The sequence below is a fragment of the Vreelandella neptunia genome, assembly GCF_034479615.1.
GTDB lineage: Bacteria > Pseudomonadota > Gammaproteobacteria > Pseudomonadales > Halomonadaceae > Vreelandella > Vreelandella neptunia.
In genome coordinates this window covers 1,142,171-1,158,118 of record NZ_CP140255.1, presented here as the reverse complement: position 1 = coordinate 1,158,118, position 15,948 = coordinate 1,142,171, and the positions used below count along the sequence as shown (strand labels likewise).

Annotated in this window: 11 protein-coding genes; 4 read left to right on the top strand and 7 right to left on the bottom strand. The window is 53.7% G+C overall.

The window, feature by feature from the left end:
• Positions 1–60 precede the first annotated feature (60 nt).
• On the top strand, positions 61–1,098 hold the full coding sequence (gene dusA, locus SR894_RS05315; protein WP_244286513.1) for a tRNA dihydrouridine(20/20a) synthase DusA: 1,038 nt from the start codon (positions 61–63) through the stop codon (positions 1,096–1,098).
• Between the two features lie 65 nt (positions 1,099–1,163).
• Here the strand turns inward: dusA and SR894_RS05310 are convergent, their stop codons facing one another.
• Together SR894_RS05310 and SR894_RS05305 are read right to left on the bottom strand one after the other, a co-directional pair.
• Positions 1,164–2,633 carry a catalase gene (locus tag SR894_RS05310; RefSeq protein ID WP_133731181.1) on the bottom strand — a complete coding sequence of 490 codons (1,470 nt, stop codon included), beginning with the start codon at positions 2,631–2,633 and terminating at the stop codon, positions 1,164–1,166.
• Between the two features lie 207 nt (positions 2,634–2,840).
• Positions 2,841–3,872, bottom strand: coding sequence for a succinylglutamate desuccinylase/aspartoacylase family protein (locus SR894_RS05305; protein WP_133731182.1), 1,032 nt, complete (start codon positions 3,870–3,872; stop codon positions 2,841–2,843).
• Between the two features lie 216 nt (positions 3,873–4,088).
• Here SR894_RS05305 and SR894_RS05300 point away from each other — a divergent pair, with 216 nt between their 5' ends.
• Positions 4,089–4,700 carry a TetR family transcriptional regulator gene (locus SR894_RS05300; protein ID WP_133731183.1) on the top strand — a complete coding sequence of 204 codons (612 nt, stop codon included), beginning with the start codon at positions 4,089–4,091 and terminating at the stop codon, positions 4,698–4,700.
• A gap of 77 nt (positions 4,701–4,777) precedes the next feature.
• Complete coding sequence (locus SR894_RS05295) at positions 4,778–5,707, top strand: alpha/beta fold hydrolase (protein WP_133731184.1); 930 nt, start codon at positions 4,778–4,780, stop codon at positions 5,705–5,707.
• Positions 5,708–5,760: 53 nt separating this feature from the next.
• Here SR894_RS05295 and SR894_RS05290 read toward each other — a convergent pair whose 3' ends face one another.
• The 5 genes from SR894_RS05290 to SR894_RS05270 form a co-directional block, all read right to left on the bottom strand.
• A complete protein-coding gene (locus SR894_RS05290; RefSeq protein WP_133731185.1) occupies positions 5,761–6,447 on the bottom strand; it encodes a hypothetical protein in 687 nt (228 codons plus the stop codon).
• A 172-nt stretch (positions 6,448–6,619) separates the two neighbouring features.
• Entirely contained in the window at positions 6,620–9,808 is a 3,189-nt protein-coding gene (locus SR894_RS05285; RefSeq protein ID WP_133731186.1) for an efflux RND transporter permease subunit, read from the bottom strand.
• Positions 9,808–11,079: an efflux RND transporter periplasmic adaptor subunit gene (locus tag SR894_RS05280; RefSeq protein ID WP_133731187.1), complete on the bottom strand. Its 1,272-nt coding sequence runs from the start codon at positions 11,077–11,079 to the stop codon at positions 9,808–9,810. The genes SR894_RS05285 and SR894_RS05280 overlap by 1 nt, the downstream gene beginning before the upstream one ends.
• Positions 11,080–11,155: 76 nt before the next feature.
• Positions 11,156–12,619, bottom strand: coding sequence for a TolC family outer membrane protein (locus tag SR894_RS05275; RefSeq protein WP_133731188.1), 1,464 nt, complete (start codon positions 12,617–12,619; stop codon positions 11,156–11,158).
• Positions 12,620–12,803: 184 nt separating this feature from the next.
• A complete protein-coding gene (locus SR894_RS05270; protein ID WP_133731189.1) occupies positions 12,804–14,759 on the bottom strand; it encodes a sigma 54-interacting transcriptional regulator in 1,956 nt (651 codons plus the stop codon).
• Positions 14,760–15,126: 367 nt separating this feature from the next.
• Between SR894_RS05270 and SR894_RS05265 the strand changes: the two genes are divergently transcribed.
• A complete protein-coding gene (locus SR894_RS05265) occupies positions 15,127–15,939 on the top strand; it encodes a formate/nitrite transporter family protein (RefSeq protein ID WP_133731190.1) in 813 nt (270 codons plus the stop codon).
• Positions 15,940–15,948 lie beyond the last annotated feature (9 nt).

Here is a 15,948-nt window from a genome sequence, read left to right as displayed (position 1 = left end):
CCAAATATATACCAACGAACCATGAAAAACGCCGCCAAACCACTGTAAACATGAACAGTTATGAATGATAACACAACCGCGCAAACCCGCATGAAGTCTGGCATTGCCCGCCCGGAGCTGGATAGAACTTTCTCCGTGGCGCCCATGATGGACTGGACAACCCGCGATTACAGAGCGCTAGCACGCACGTTAACCAAGCGAGCGCTGCTGTATACCGAGATGGTCACTACCGGTGCGATTTTGCACGGAACGCCCCGTGAGCGCTTTTTGGGCTATAGCGAGGTGGAGCATCCGCTTGCGCTGCAGTTAGGCGGTAGCGATGCCGGTGAGCTGGCGGAGTGCACGGCAATTGCCGAGGCGTGGGGCTACGATGAGGTGAACCTGAACGTGGGTTGCCCGAGCGACCGCGTGCAGAACAACCTGATTGGCGCCTGCTTGATGGGTTACCCCGAGAAGGTAGCCGAGGCAGTGCGGGCGATGCAGGCAGCGGTATCTATTCCGGTCACGGTGAAGTGCCGTATTGGCATTGATGACCAGGATGAAGATGCCGACCTTGAGCGGTTTATCGCAATCGTTGCTGACGCAGGCTGCGAGGTGTTTACCGTTCACGCCCGTAAGGCGTGGCTGCAGGGTTTGTCGCCCAAGCAGAACCGCGATGTCCCGCCGCTTAACTACCCCCGCGTTCATCGTTTAAAGCAGAGCCGACCTGAATTGCATATTGGCATTAACGGTGGAATTAAAACGCTGGCGGAGTGCCAAGCGCAGCTTACCCATGTGGATAGCGTGATGGTGGGGCGTGAGGCGTATCAAAACCCGTGGCTGCTCGCGGGCGTCGATGAGCAGCTGTTTGGAGAGCAAGGCCCGGCGGCGAGCCGCTTGGATGCCGCAATTGCATTCCGGCCGTATATTCAGCAGCGCCTGGATGAAGGCGCGAAGCTGAATCATATTACCCGTCACCTGCTGGGCTTGTTTCAGGGTTGCCCTGGCGGCAGGCGCTTTCGGCGTCATTTGTCAGAACACGCCCATAAAGAAGGCGCAGGATTGCGCCTATTTGATGACGCGCTTAGCTTGGTGAACGAACCAGAGTTCGTTGTATAAGTGCGTTGTATAAAAAACCCGCTACGCAAGCGTAGCGGGTTCTTCTTCCTAGTAGCGTAGGCTTACTAGCCGTTTTCGCGGCGGTTCGCCATTACGCCCTGCTCGACACGCTCGCCGATCGTTTGGTCGACGTTTTTCCAGTACTCAAATACCCGTGATAGCACCGGCTCTTCCACACCATCGGAAACGTGGCCAACAATGTTGTTTACCAATCGGTCACGGGCGGCATCATCCATCACCTTATTGACCAGATCATTGGCTTGGTTGAAGTCGCCATCGCCCGGGCGCAGCGTATAGGCGGCGCGAACCAGCTCGCCGTCCGTCTCCCATACCGCATCTTCCGGGTACCTTTCAGGGTTGGCGTGCGCGCCCCCTTTGCTATTAGGTGCGTACACCGGGTCGGTGGAGTGGTTAATACGCATCTTGCCACCCTGGCTGTAACTGTTAACCGGGGTCTTGGGCGCGTTAACGGGGATATGTTGGTAGTTCACACCTAAACGCGCACGGTGCGCATCAGCGTAGGATATTACCCGCGCCAACAGCATTTTATCCGGCGAGAAACCGGTACCCGGTACGGCGTTGCTGGGCTGAAACGCTGCCTGTTCGATTTGGCTGTGGAAATCTACAGGGTTGCGATCCAAGGTCATTTTACCGACTTCTTGCAGCGGGTAATCGGCGTGCGGCCATACCTTGGTCAAATCGAAGGGGTTGATGTGGTAGGTCTTGGCATCTTCGAACGGCATAATCTGAACTTGCAGCGTCCAGGTAGGATAATCGCCGCGTTTGATGGCGTCGAACAGATCACGTCGATGGTAGTCGGCATCCGCGCCCGCCATCTTATCGGCCTGTTCCTGGGTCATGCACTTAATGCCCTGATCAGTTTTGAAGTGGTACTTCACCCAAAAGCGCTCGCCTTCAGCGTTCACCCACATATAGGTATGGCTGGAATAGCCGTTCATGTGGCGCCAAGTGGCGGGGATACCACGATCGCCCATTAGCCAGGTTACTTGGTGTGCAGATTGCGGCGAAAGCGTCCAGAAGTCCCACTGCATATCGTGATCACGCAAGCCGTTATCCGCTCGACGCTTTTGTGAGTGGATAAAGTGCTGGAATTTGAGCGGATCGCGAACGAAGAACACAGGGGTATTGTTACCCACCATGTCGAAGTTGCCCTCTTCGGTGTAGAACTTCAGCGAGAAGCCACGAGGATCGCGCCAAGTGTCCGGACTACCCGCCTCACCGGCCACCGTCGAGAAACGAGCCAACATCTCGGTTTTCTTGCCCGGTTGGAGAAAGTCAGCTTTGGTGTATTGGCTAACGTCGTGAGTGACTTGGAAGTGACCAAAGGCGCCACTCCCTTTTGCGTGGGGCTGACGATTCGGAATCATTTCACGGTTAAAGGCAGCCATCTGCTCCATCAAATAGTGATCATGCAGAACAATCGGCCCATCGGGGCCTACTGAGAGTGAGTGTTCATCACTGTTGACTCCTATGCCCGCATCCGTTGTGGTGTGCTTAGGTTTATCGCTCGTCATCGCTTTTCCTCCATGTCACGGTAGACGTGGCGTTTGATCGCCACTCGTTCGAGTACGATGAAAGCTTAGCTATCTATTTTAGTTGTTATCATTTTAACAGCCGCTAACAAAGCCCACCCCTAGGTATAGTCAAACGGTTGCTAACTTGCCATTTATAGTAGCTAATCCTTAACTATCAAAGCGATAGCTTTTAGTTATTAATGACGATTAATAAAACGAATCAGGTGGCGGCACCAAGCTTGAGTTAAAGCTCTCAATAGCCGTTTCAGCCTCATCAATTTCATCAAAACGGGCAATATGGAACAGCGCCTCGCCTTCATTGGCCAAGGGCAAGCGACTCATGCCAATCACAATACCGTCGGCGACGGCGCGCACTTCGCCCTCGTCATTGCCAAAGGGGTCAGCGACTTTGCCCAGCACCTCGCCTTTGGCAACGCGGGCGCCTAGGCGCACCTTGGGCCGCAAAATGCCGTCGATAGGTGCCCGGGCCCAGCTTGACCCTTTAGCAAGCTCCGCGGGTGCTGGCGTGCGGCGGCGCTGTTCGCCGGTCAGCATGCCTAACCGTCGCATTACCCGCAGAACCCCGCGAACGCCGGGGGCAATCGCCCACTCGTCAAAACGCAACGCCTCACCGGCTTCATAGGTCAGCACTGGAATCCCGCGGTTCTGGGCATAGTGGCGCAGACTACCTTCACGCAGTTCCGCATTCAGCACCACGGGCGCACCGAAAGCATCGGCCATGCGCTCGGTTTCGCTTCCAGGACGGAGTTGTGCACGAATCTGCGGCAGATTAGTGCGATGGATTGCGCCGGTATGCAGGTCAATAATATGGGTAGCGTGATCGACGATTTGTTCGCGAAACAAATTTGCAATACGGCCGCCGAGTGACCCTGACTCGCTGCCTGGAAAACAGCGATTTAGATCACGCCGATCAGGCAAATAGCGGGTTTGCTGCAAGAAACCAAGTACGTTCACAACCGGCACAGCGATCAAGGTCCCGCGGATACTACTAATCGCTTTCGCGCGCAGTACCCGACGAACAATCTCCACCCCATTGATTTCATCGCCGTGAATGCCGCCACATACCAACAGCACCGGGCCATCCTTGCGGCCATGAACGACTTCGACAGGTATATGCAGGGGGGTATGGGTATATAAGCGCGCCACCGGCACATCAACTTGTAAGCGTTGGCCGGGCATAATGGTATGTTCACCCAGCTGAAAAGGAGCTCGCGCCATGCTTTCTGTCCTGTTTTTTTAATTCGTTTTGCTCACGACGTTAGTGCTATGTGGGCCAGTCTCATTGCCCGTTTATACGCTTCCAGTCGCAAAATGACGAATTTGTTAATACACGTTATGAGATGGAATATTTATCCATACAGTTTTGAATGTAAATATTCTGCTGCTTAGGTTAAAATGTGACCATACTGTGTCCGATTATGAGGTTGTATTTCCATGGCAAGAAAGACCAAAGCAGAAGCGGCTGCTACCCGAGAAGCACTGCTTGACGCTGCTGAAGAGGTATTCTTTGCCAAAGGCGTGGCGCGCACTTCCCTTGAGCAAATTGCTCGCCATGCAGGCCTCACCCGTGGTGCCGTTTATTGGCACTTTAAAAACAAAGGCGACCTGTTCATGGCACTGGTTGAACAGGTGCGTATGCCCTTCCAGTCGCTGATGGATGAAGTCGACAAAGCTGACGCCGAATTATCACCGCTGGAGTCTATACGACTGGCTTGCCATGCGGGCTTGGTGCGCCTTGAGCAACCCTCTTACCAGCGGATACTGTCGATTTTACTGCATCGCTGCGAATTTTTTAGCGATATTAATCCGTTAGAAATGCAGGACAAGATCGGCAATGAGTGCTTTGAGGAAATGCTCGATGTCTTTGTGCTAGCTAAGCAGCAAAAGATATTGCGCGAAGATCTCAGCCCCGAAATGGCGACGCGGCTAATGCAATCCATGCTCGGCGGCCTTTTCCATGACTGGCTACGTAACCCCGAAGCTTTTTCCATCAGTGAGCGCGGTGGTGAGCTGATTGATACCGCTATTCGTTTAATGCAGCGTTAAACAGTTAATCCCATCCTCGCTGCAGTGCAGCAAATGTGTTAATACTGGCACTACTGTTATAGCCGTGTGAGCACACTATGGATGCCTTGGAGTTTGTACGCGTACGCGAATTAGAAGTGGCTGTACGCATCTGGAATCCTACCGCCCCCCGCACCCTGGTCGCCTGGCACGGCCTTGCCCGCCACGGTGGCGACTTTAGAGCACTGGCGCAGGAACTCGGCAGTGAATGGCGGGTTCTCGCCCCGGACACCCCTGGACGTGGACTATCAAGTTGGTCACTGTTCCCTGCTCACGACTACCTTTATAGCCATTATGTGACGGTAGCGATCGCGTTACTCGATCACTTTGAACTCGAGTATGTTGATTGGCTGGGCACCTCGATGGGTGGCCTGCTAGGTATGTTGATCGCCGCTGATCCACAGCACAGTGCGCGTATTTCCCGGCTGATTCTTAACGACGTTGGGCCTGAGCTGAACACACAGGGTCTTATTGGCCTCTCCAGCTATTTCGGCGTGACCCACCGCTTCTCTACCTTTAGCGAACTCCAGCAAGAGCTCAACCGGCACTACGCTAGCTTCGGTATTACCGATGAATCCGCACGGCGCGAGCTAGCACTCAACAGTGCCCGTCGATTACCGGATGGCAGTTGGACGTATCACTTTGATCCACGCATTGGGGAGCAGTTTGTACACGATACACCACGCGACATGTGGGCAGACTGGGCGAATATTCGCTGCCCGACGATGGTGATACGCGGCGAGGAGTCCACGCTTTTAGACCCGGAAACGCTGCCGCGGATGGCCGCAGTGCAACCTAAACTTGTGACACTTACCGTGCCACACTGCGGCCACGCGCCCATGCTGGATAAGCCAGCACAGGTTAACCCCATTCGCGACTTTTTAAACCGCCCCGCCCCTCGCCCTACCTCCGTTGATAAAACGCAAAACGCCACTGTCTGGCAGCGTGTAGTGCAGTGGCTGGCGCAGCAGTGGCGGCGATGGAAATAACCGGATGTTTAGGGTTTGTGCTTCCCGGTGCCTCCTCTCATCAAAATGACGTATCAGTGAGAAGTAGAGTAATGGGCTGTATGACGGTTTTTCTGGTTAAAACGCAGCCTGTTCAAACGAACTCGCGTTTCAAGATACGCCTTCTCAGAGACGCTGCGGTAGGCGCTCTCTTCTGGTAAGTACTTCACCAGCACCCGTCGCTCCCCCTCTACAGGCAGTGCATCACGCTTGCTGAGCAGTTTGACCGTGCTATTGGGCTCATTATCGATCACTGCAAATGCCTGCTCACCAGCACCTTCGCGCTCAGTCACTACCACCGTTTGACCCAGTAAACAGCGCCGCGTAAAGGGGCGATAACGGTGCAACCCACGGTGCAACGCCTGGCAGAGCATCGCCGCCACGGGCGAAGCAACCACCAACGTACCCCATAGCACCAGCACTCCTACCGGAATACGTATCAAGCCAAGCGGTAGCCAACGCAATATCAGTAGTTCGATGGCCAATGTGAGTGCCGCAGCAATGCTGAGAATCACTGTCAAAGCCAACGTCGCGGGAACCCCAGCAAAGCCTAGAGAAACCAACGTGCTGGCAAGATGGTCTTCTTTGAGACTATCACGCTCAAATAGCTCTAGAGGGGCTAAGCGGATAATCACTAATAGCCAGTAAAGGGCTAACAGCCCGAGTAGCAACGTAAAGACGATGGTCGGAAATTGCGTAGCAGCGTGCAGTAGATCGTTCATGATGCCTCCCGGTACTTAGCCGGTGATGTATTGTTACTTCCAGCTTAGTCCAGGTTAGCTTTGGGGTGCCACCTCTACCTTGACCTTAGTCAGCTAACTTGATTATCAATAAAAAAGGGTGCCATCCGAAGATGGCACCCGTCTATGTTTACGCGTGGTTAATCGCTAAGGACTAGTGCTTTTCATGCTCAAGCGCCGGCTGTGAGCCATCATGTCTATTCCCTTTCATCTTGCGACCTAGCCAGTCAGAAACAGTTGCAATCATAGCGTAGAAGCTGGGGATAAATAGACTCCCCAAGATAGCAACAGACGCCATACCCACCGCCACCGTAGTGCCGATGTGATGGCTACTTACATCACTAGCACCGGTGGCTAAGGCCAACGGCAACGTACCGAAGATAAACGCCAACGATGTCATCACGATCGGGCGGAAACGCAGTTCTGCTGCGGTAATCGCCGCCTCACGGATTGTTTTACCCTGCTCCTTACGCTGCAGTTCGGCAAATTCGACGATAAGGATCGCGTTCTTGGCCGCCAACCCAACCACCACCAGCATGCCGATCTGCACATACACACTGGTGTCCAACCCGCGCAATGCGATGCCACCAACCCCCCCTAGGAAAGCAAAGGGGGTAGCGGTCAGCACCGCGAGGGGCAACGACCAGCTCTCATACTGAGCCGCTAGGATCAGGAAGACCATCAATAGGCCGAAGACAATCGCCAGCGTCGCTGCGCTGCCCATGTTGGACTCTTGATACGCCGTGCCGGTCCACCCCATTCCCCAGTCAGAGCCTAGCGTCTCTTGCACGATCCCTTCCATCGCTTCAATGGCTTGGGCAGAGCTGTACCCAGGCGCAGGCTGTCCCTGGAACTGGGCACCAGCATAAACCCCAAACCGCGACACTACCGCCGGCCCGGTTTGGCGCTCAAGCTCGACAAACTCGGAAAGCGGAATACGTTCGCCGTTACCGCCGCGCACGTAGACGCTGCTAACGTCTTCCGGCGTTTTACGGAATTCGTCTTCGTTTTGCAGATAGACTTGGAAATTACGGTTTTGATAGCTAAAGAAGTTCACAAAACCATTACCAAATGTATTACCTAAGGCCGAGTTAATATTCTCCAGCGCCACGCCATAACTCAACGCCTTCTGCTGGTCGATATTGGCACGATATGACGGCACATTAACATTGAAGGTGGTAAAAACCCGGTTCAAGGCGGGATGCTGGTTAGCCTTTTGCATTATTTGCAACGAGGCCTCATAGAGCTCGCGTGTCGACGCCCCATCAAATGACTGAAGGTAACCAGTGAACCCGCCGGTTGTCGAAAGTCCCATAATGGGCGGCAAGTTAAAGGCCATAGCAGAGCCACCATCAATACTTGCGCCTAACCCCATAATACGCCCAACCAGCTCGCTGGCGGTTAGTTCACGCTCAGACCAAGGGCTAAGATTGATAAACATCACACCACGAGCAGTATTCACGGCGCTTGAAAGAATGTCATAACCCGCCACTGCCGAGGAGTATTCCACCCCAGGGATATCTTCAATTGCCGTACTGAGTTTCGCCATATAGCGTTGAGTACGGTCAAGTGAAGCCGCATCTGGCAACGACACGCTCACCAGGACGACCCCCTGATCGGTTTCAGGCACCAACGTTGAGGGTGTATTAGCATATAGCCAGTAAGACCCCACACCGGTAAGCACCGTCAGCGCAAGCGCCAGCAGCCAAAACCTTACTAGGCCTTTTACGATCCACATATAGGCGGCGGTAATACCGGCAAACAGCCGATCAAACAGGCGAAACGGTGTATTCAGCGCGCGCTTGAATTTGGATTGACCGGCGCCCGCGACTTTATGCTTGATAAAGATCGCAGAGAGGGCGGGCGTAAAGGTCAATGCCATCAGCGCTGAGAGCGCTACCGAGATCGCCACGGTAATCGCAAACTGCTGATAAATCTGTCCGGTAAAGCCGCCCAGGAAAGCCACGGGTATAAACACAGCGGCCATAATCAGCGAAGTCGCAATAACCGGCCCGCCGACTTCTTTCATCGCCCGGATAGTGGCATCCCGCACACTGATATCATCCTCTTCACTCAGCACGCGCTCGACGTTCTCCACAACCAAGATCGCATCATCGACGACTATCCCTATCGAGAGCACCAGCGCAAATAGCGTCAACAGATTGATCGAAAAGCCTAATAGATAGAAACCTGCAAAAGTGCCCACTACCGCCACCGGCACCACTGACATCGCAATGACAGTAAAACGCCAGTTCTGCAGGAAAATAAACAGAATGACGATAACGATTAGGAACGCTTCAATGAAGGTATGAATGACCGTCTCTACAGAGGCATCGATAAACAGCGTAGTATCGTAAGGTGCCACATACTCAAGCCCGGGCGGGAAGCGAGTGGACAAATCTTCCATCGCCGTACGCACACCTTGAGCAGTTTCTAGCGCATTTGCACCGGGCTGTTGATTAATAATAATCGGCGCCATGCTGGAGCCATTCAAACGCGCATCAACGCCGTAAGAAGACGCCCCAAGCTCAATACGTGCAACGTCCTCCAAACGTAGTGAAGAGCCGTCGTTATTGGTTCGCAGGTAAATATTACGGAAGTCATCAACATCATTGAGGCGACCTCCAGCGGTAATCGTGTAGGTGTATGCGCGTGGATCGCTTTGCGGTGTCGATGCCAAACTACCCGCTGGCACTTCCGTATTTTGCGCTCTAATCGCACTAGCTACTTCGCTAGGAGTGAGATCGTACTGGGCTAACTTATCCGGATCCATCCAGATTCGCATGGCAAACTCGCCGCCACCCAGTACTTCTGCATTACCTACCCCTGGTACCTGACGAAGTTCGTCAAGTACATTGAGGGTAGCGTAGTTCTGCATGAAAATTTTGTCATAGTCGCCGTCCGGCGAGGTCAACGCAATAAACATCAAGATAGAGTCGGAGCGGAGCTCAACGGTGACGCCTTGCGACTGCACTGCTTCAGGCAACTGAGAGAGCGCACCTTGAACGCGGTTATTCACGTTAATCGTATTAATATCGCCATCAGTGCCGATATTAAATGCCACGCTCAAACTCATACTGCCGTTATCGGAGCTGTTGGAGGTCATGTAAAGCATGTCCTCAACGCCGTTAATCGCTTCTGCGATAGGTGCCGCCACGGTCTGTGCAACAGTTTCCGCATCCGCTCCGGGGAACTGAGCCTGTACCGATACCGTTGGCGGTACCACGTTGGGATACTGTTCAATAGGCAGTATGCGCATGGACATCACGCCCACCAGCGTCACGATAATCGCCAGTACCGTGGCAAAAATCGGCCGACTGATGAAGAAGTTAGAGAAGTTCATTATTGCGCACCCTCTTCCCCTTCAGTGGGCTGACCATCTGCCGCCCCATCTTCCATTGTCTCTGCAGCTTCAGCCTGCTGTTGTGCCTCTTCTTGCTCCACATTTTCAACAATGTTTTCAGCGTTGCCATCAAATGGTTGAGGCTCAATCGTCATGCCCGGCTCTAAACCAGCAGGGTCTCCTACTACCACACGATCCCCCGGCTCTAATCCCTCACGAATCAACTGCCACGGGCCAGCCACTTCACCCAATGAAACAGTCCTTTCGCGGGCTTTATTATCATCATCCAGGACAAACACCTGCGGGCCCATCAACCCTTGGGTAACGGCAATTTCCGGCACGGCCATCACATCAAAACGCTTCAGACCCTCTATACGCACGCGCACAAATTGGCCAGGCAGCACAGTCGCATCGGGGTTTTCGAAGGTTGCAGACGCTTGCACGGTGCTGGTACCGCTATCAACACGCGAACCCAGGAAATCCAAATGGCCTTCCAGTTCAGAATCGCTGCCGCCACTCACCCCAGGGATGCTCAGTTTTGCGCGAATATCCGACGTATCATCGCCGTCGCTCAATTGGCGACGCAGCTCGAATGCGTCACGCTGAGGCAGTTGAAAACGAACTTCCAGCGGATCCAGTGGCGTGATCGTCGCCAACTCAGTACCGGAAGTCACTAAATTGCCCACATTCACTTGGCTCAAACCGATCATACCCGAAACAGGGGCTGTAACTTGGGAATAGCCTAAGTCTAAATTGGCGCTGGTTAAGGCCGCCTCGGCTTGCGCAACGCTCGCCTGGGCGACCCGTTGGTCGGCTAACGCCTGGTCATACTGCTGACGACTCACCGAGTTTTGGCTTAGCAGTTGCTCAAAGCGCTGAGCATCACGCTGGGCGCGGGCAAGCTGGGCACGAGCGCTCTGTAGATCCGCTTCACGCTGATTAACCGTTGCCTGATAAAGATCTGGCTCGATGGTGTAAAGACGATCGCCTTCTTCGACCAACTGGCCGGGTTCAAAGTGGCGTTCTTCCAGAAACCCATTTACACGGGCAACCAAAGTGACTTCACCATCACTGCGCAGCAGTGAGGGGTACGACTTATCCAGCGGTATATCCTGACGCTCCATTTCGGCAACTTCGACCTTATGGGGCGGTGCTTCTTGCTGGGCACCCTGCTGAGGTACCTCGGTTTGTTCTTGACCGCAGGCTGAAAGTGCCAGCGCAGCTACTAGCGTCACCAGACTCGCTCGGCGTGAGTGAATCATCTTTTTCATACGTTACATTCCCATATATCTTTTTAAGGTGACCGATAGCACATGCACACCTGAATCACTTCCCACCGTCGGGTAATTACATACCAGGCTGGGGCGGTGCACCGATGTTGAGCGCGGGCTCATAGGGGTCGTCGCCACCGCTTTCTGGCAAGGTAAAATTCACCTCATCGCCGGTTAACCACGCATTGACTTCCTCAATGGCGTCTACATCCAGGCGTCCGGCTTGCTGACGCAGCGAGAGCAGGTTGACGACATAGTTGTATCGCGCCTCGGCATAGTTGGCGATCGCGTTGTATAAATTCTGCTCAGCATTTAAAACGTCCACTATGTTACGGGTACCGACCTCGTAACCGGCGCGTGTTGCTTCCAGCGCACTTTGGTTGGAGACGATGGCCTGCTCACGAGCCTCGACAGTTTCCACATCATTGCTAACCTGGGTATAAAGCGAGCGGACTTGCTGAATCGACGAACGACGCTGGGATTCGAAATCATACTGGCTGCTTTCCAGCTGATAAGTCCCTTGCCGGATACTAGCGCTGGTGCTGCCGCCGGTGTAGATGGGTAAATTAGCGCGAATGCCTACTTGGCTAGAGGAGTCATTGCCGGTGGTATTATCAATATCACTGTCGCCATACTGATAGTTGCCAAAGGCTGAAAGCGTGGGTAAACGACCCGCGCGGGCAATATCTACACCGCTACGTGACACCTCGATCCCCGCTTGTTGGGCCAATACCTGAGGGTTACGCTCAATAGCCTGCTCTACCCAGTAATCGCGGCTGCTTGGCTCGGGAAGTGCTATCGGCATACTGTCGCCCAGCGCCTCAATGCTGGCATAACGCTGGCCGGTCAACTGCTCCAGAGCCTCAAATGCCACCTGCAGATTGCTCTCTGCGGCAATGCGATCAGCACGGGACTGGTCAAAGGTAGCCCGGGCCTCTTCGACTTCGGTAATTGCAATCAACCCGACCTCAAACTGCTCACCGGCCTGCTCAAGCTGACGGCCAATAGCTCGCTCTTGAGCAAACCGCGCTTCGAGGACTTCGTGAGCACGCAGAATGTCGAAATAGGCGCTGGCTACATCGATTAGCAACTGCTGCTCAGTCGCCGCTAGCAGATATACCTGCTGGTCAATCTGGCGCTCGGCCTGGGTGACTTGTCGGCGGGTTACTTCATCATAGAGCGCCTGGGTGGCTTCAAGGGAGAGCGATACGGTGTTGTAGCGGTCATCACCAGCGCTCACACTACCCGTTCCAGCCCCTACTCCCGCTCGGGATGAACCCTGGCTTTCATACTGTTCATTGTGCGCCACGGTACCCGAGGCGTTAATTTGGGGTAATAACCCGCTACGCACAACATCTCTGCCTGCTTCAACACCCAAATATTCCGAGCGCGCCGAAGCAAGCTCAGCGTTATTATCCAACGCATCACGGGTAATCGTGATTAGGTCGGCGGCTTGAGCAGGCAATACAAAAGAAGCCGTAAATACCGCTAACAGCAGGGGTCGTAAAGGGGCATTGACTGCCCAGTGTGCCAGTCGCATGGGATTGCCTCTAGGTATCAGCATCAGGTTGGCGAACGCACTCAATCAATCAGCGCACAAAATCACTCAAAGTACGGTGCCACTCAGAAAGATGAGCATTATAGTTACATTCATGTATGTATGCTAGCCTTGAACAATCGGAAAATGTGTGAACAACCTATTGTCAAGCCGCTTCCAGCTTACCTTAGTCCAAAGCATGATGCCTTGGCGATAAATGTGGCTCTCTTCTACGAAACTCCCGCGTGTCGATGCCCCATTTATTTAGCCGTGAGGCAAGCGTCGTGGGCTTTATGCCAAGCAACTCCGCCGCACCTCCTGCCCCAGAAACTTTACCTCCCGCCCTTTCCAGAGCGGCAATCGTGCTCTCCCGCTGGCGCTGCCCCAGCGCATGTTCGGTCAGCAGTAGTGTTTCACTTTTCTCCACGCTGGCGTGGGCTGGTGCAACCGGATTAGTAAGACCTATCGCACGCGGGGGCTCCCCCAATAGCAAGTCATCAAACATCAAGCGGCGATCCTGGGTCACAATCACTTGGCGCTCAATAATGTTTTCCAACTCACGAATATTGCCCGGCCATGGGTAGCGCTGAAGAATTTCCAACTGGGCGGGGGGAATGCGCACGCCGGGTTTATTAAACTTCAGGCAGGCACGCTGTAAAAAATGCCGTGCCAGCAGCGGTACATCTTCTATTCGTTTGCGCAACGGTACCGAATCAATCGGGAAGACATTAAGGCGGAAATAGAGATCCTCACGAAAGTGGCCCTCTTCGATCATGTCACGTAGATCACGGTTAGTAGCAGCAATCACCCGCACATCTACCTCGCGGGTACGGTTATCGCCCACCCGCTCAAACTGCTGATCCTGCAGCACCCGCAGTAGCTTGCTCTGCAGTTCCAGAGGGATTTCACCGACTTCATCCAAAAATAGCGTGCCGCCGTGGGCAAGCTCAAAGCGCCCAGGGCGATCCTGTACCGCGCCGGTAAAGGCGCCTTTGACATGGCCAAAAAACTCGCTTTCAAACAGATCACGGGGAATAGCAGCACAGTTCACGCGGATCAGCGGTCGATCGCTGCGCGAGCTACCGGCATGAATGGCCCGGGCAATCAGCTCTTTGCCGGTACCCGACTCGCCGCTAATCAACACGTTGGCGCTAGTGGGAGCGACCAGCTCAATCTGCTGGATCAGTTTTGCCACCGCCGGGCTATTGCCAACAATATCGCGGTGGTTAAGCTCCGCTTTTATCTCTTCTTGAAGGTACTCATTCTCCAGTTCCAGACGCTGTTTGAGTGACTCCACTTCTGCAAGGGCATCACGCAACTGCTGCTCGGCGCGCTTGCGCTCACGAATATCGCGAAATAGCACCACCGCCCCGACCAAACGGCCCATTTCAAAAATAGGGGTGCTGGTGTACTCAACGGGAATCGCCTCACCATTTTTGTGCCAGAACACCTCGTTATCGACGTGGTGCACCTGGCCGTCGCTGAATGAGGCGTGGATAGGACACTGCTGCACCGGGAAGTGGCTGCCATCGGCGTGGGTATGATGAAACATTAGGTGCGCATCGTGGCCTACCATATCTTCGGTACTCCAGCCCAGAATTCGCTCGGCGGCAGGATTCACGAAGGTGGTTTTTCCTTCAGCATCCAGGCCGTAAATCCCCTCACCCGCTGCGCCCAGAATCAGCTGGTTCTGCTTTTCAATCCGTTCGAACACCTGTTCGACCCGCTGCCAACCCACTTCCCCCTGGCGGTGTTGGCGGCCTAATTCCGCTTTTGCTCGCCGCTGCTCAGCTTTATTGCGGTCTATCAGCGTCAGTAACAGCTGTGAAGAGTCTTCAATATGCTGGGCATAAACTTCTACCCGATAAGGCTGGCGCAGCATGTCTAGTATCACCAGGTCATCCGACCAGGCCGTTTTTTGCACCAGCGTCTCATCGGTGAAGCTCACCCATAGCGGCAGTGAAGCACTTAAACGATGGCTAAAAGGCGCCTTTAGAGGCAGTGCTTCATTAATATTGAGCAACTCACAGGCGGCAGAGTTAGCGTCCAGTAACTTATCGGCATAAGGGTCGACCACTATCATCGCCAAAGGTGAAAAAGCGACCATCAGCGCCGCGGTGTGATTGCGTTGTTGCTCATCCATTGCATACCTCATGGCTCTAGGTGGTCTCTCCTTAACCATTCAATTCCCGCGCCAATTACGACATTTCGTAAATAAAGCAACGAAATATCGTTAATTACGATTTTTCGTAACTCGATATGCAATTCAAAAACTCCTTCAAAAAACCAATTAATTTATTAAAAACAGACGATTAAAAACAATACGCGCGAGTTGGCACACAAATAGCAATAGCTATGTGGATAGTGCGATAGCGCCATACGCTTAATCTCTTTTGCACCAGGACGGCGCAGCCATCGGTTTTATTGCTCCTATTTATTACTCCTGCCAGGAAACACTAAAACTCTAGGGTTAGGCGTTAATTAACCGAAATGACACAGGAGACATACTTATGTCTTATCTAATGCCAAGTGAATTTGTCACCAAGTTGGTGGATCAGGGTGAGTCCAAAGTCTATATGGGTACTCGGGATACGCTTATCCGTTCCTTTATGGCGGGGGCGACCCTAGCGTTGGCAGTTATTTTTGCCATTACCATCGCGACCCAAACAGGCCACTTTTTAATTGGAGCACTGCTCTTCCCCGTGGGCTTTGTGATGCTCTACCTGATGGGCTATGACCTGCTCACTGGTGTTTTTACGCTGGTACCTCTTGCATGGCTCGACAAAAGACCCGGTGTGACACTGCCGCGCATGCTGAAGTGCTGGGCGCTGGTGGGTCTTGGCAACCTTGGAGGTGCCCTATTTATCGCCACCTTCGGCTACCTGAATTTCACCATGGGCGGCACCGAGGAGATCAACGCTGTCGGCCAAACGATGATGGCCGTTGGAGAAAGTCGCACGGTGGGTTATCAGGAGGCGGGGATTGCCGGCTGGATCGTGCTCTTCCTGAGGGGCATGTTCTGTAACTGGATGGTCTCCATGGGCGTGGTGGGCGCCGCCATCTCCACAACGGTGTCCGGCAAAATCATGGCCATGTGGATGCCAATTATTGTGTTTTTCTATCTCGGTTTTGAGCACTCCGTGGTCAACATGTTCCTGTTCCCAATTGGTCTGATGATGGGCGCTGACTTCACTCTGTATCAATACATCATGTGGAACGAGATTCCCACGGTACTGGGTAACTTGGTCGGCGGCCTGACCCTGGTTGGTCTCGTTCTTTACACCACCCACGTCCGTACCCAAGCCAAAAAAGTGTTGTCTTGATCACAGCCT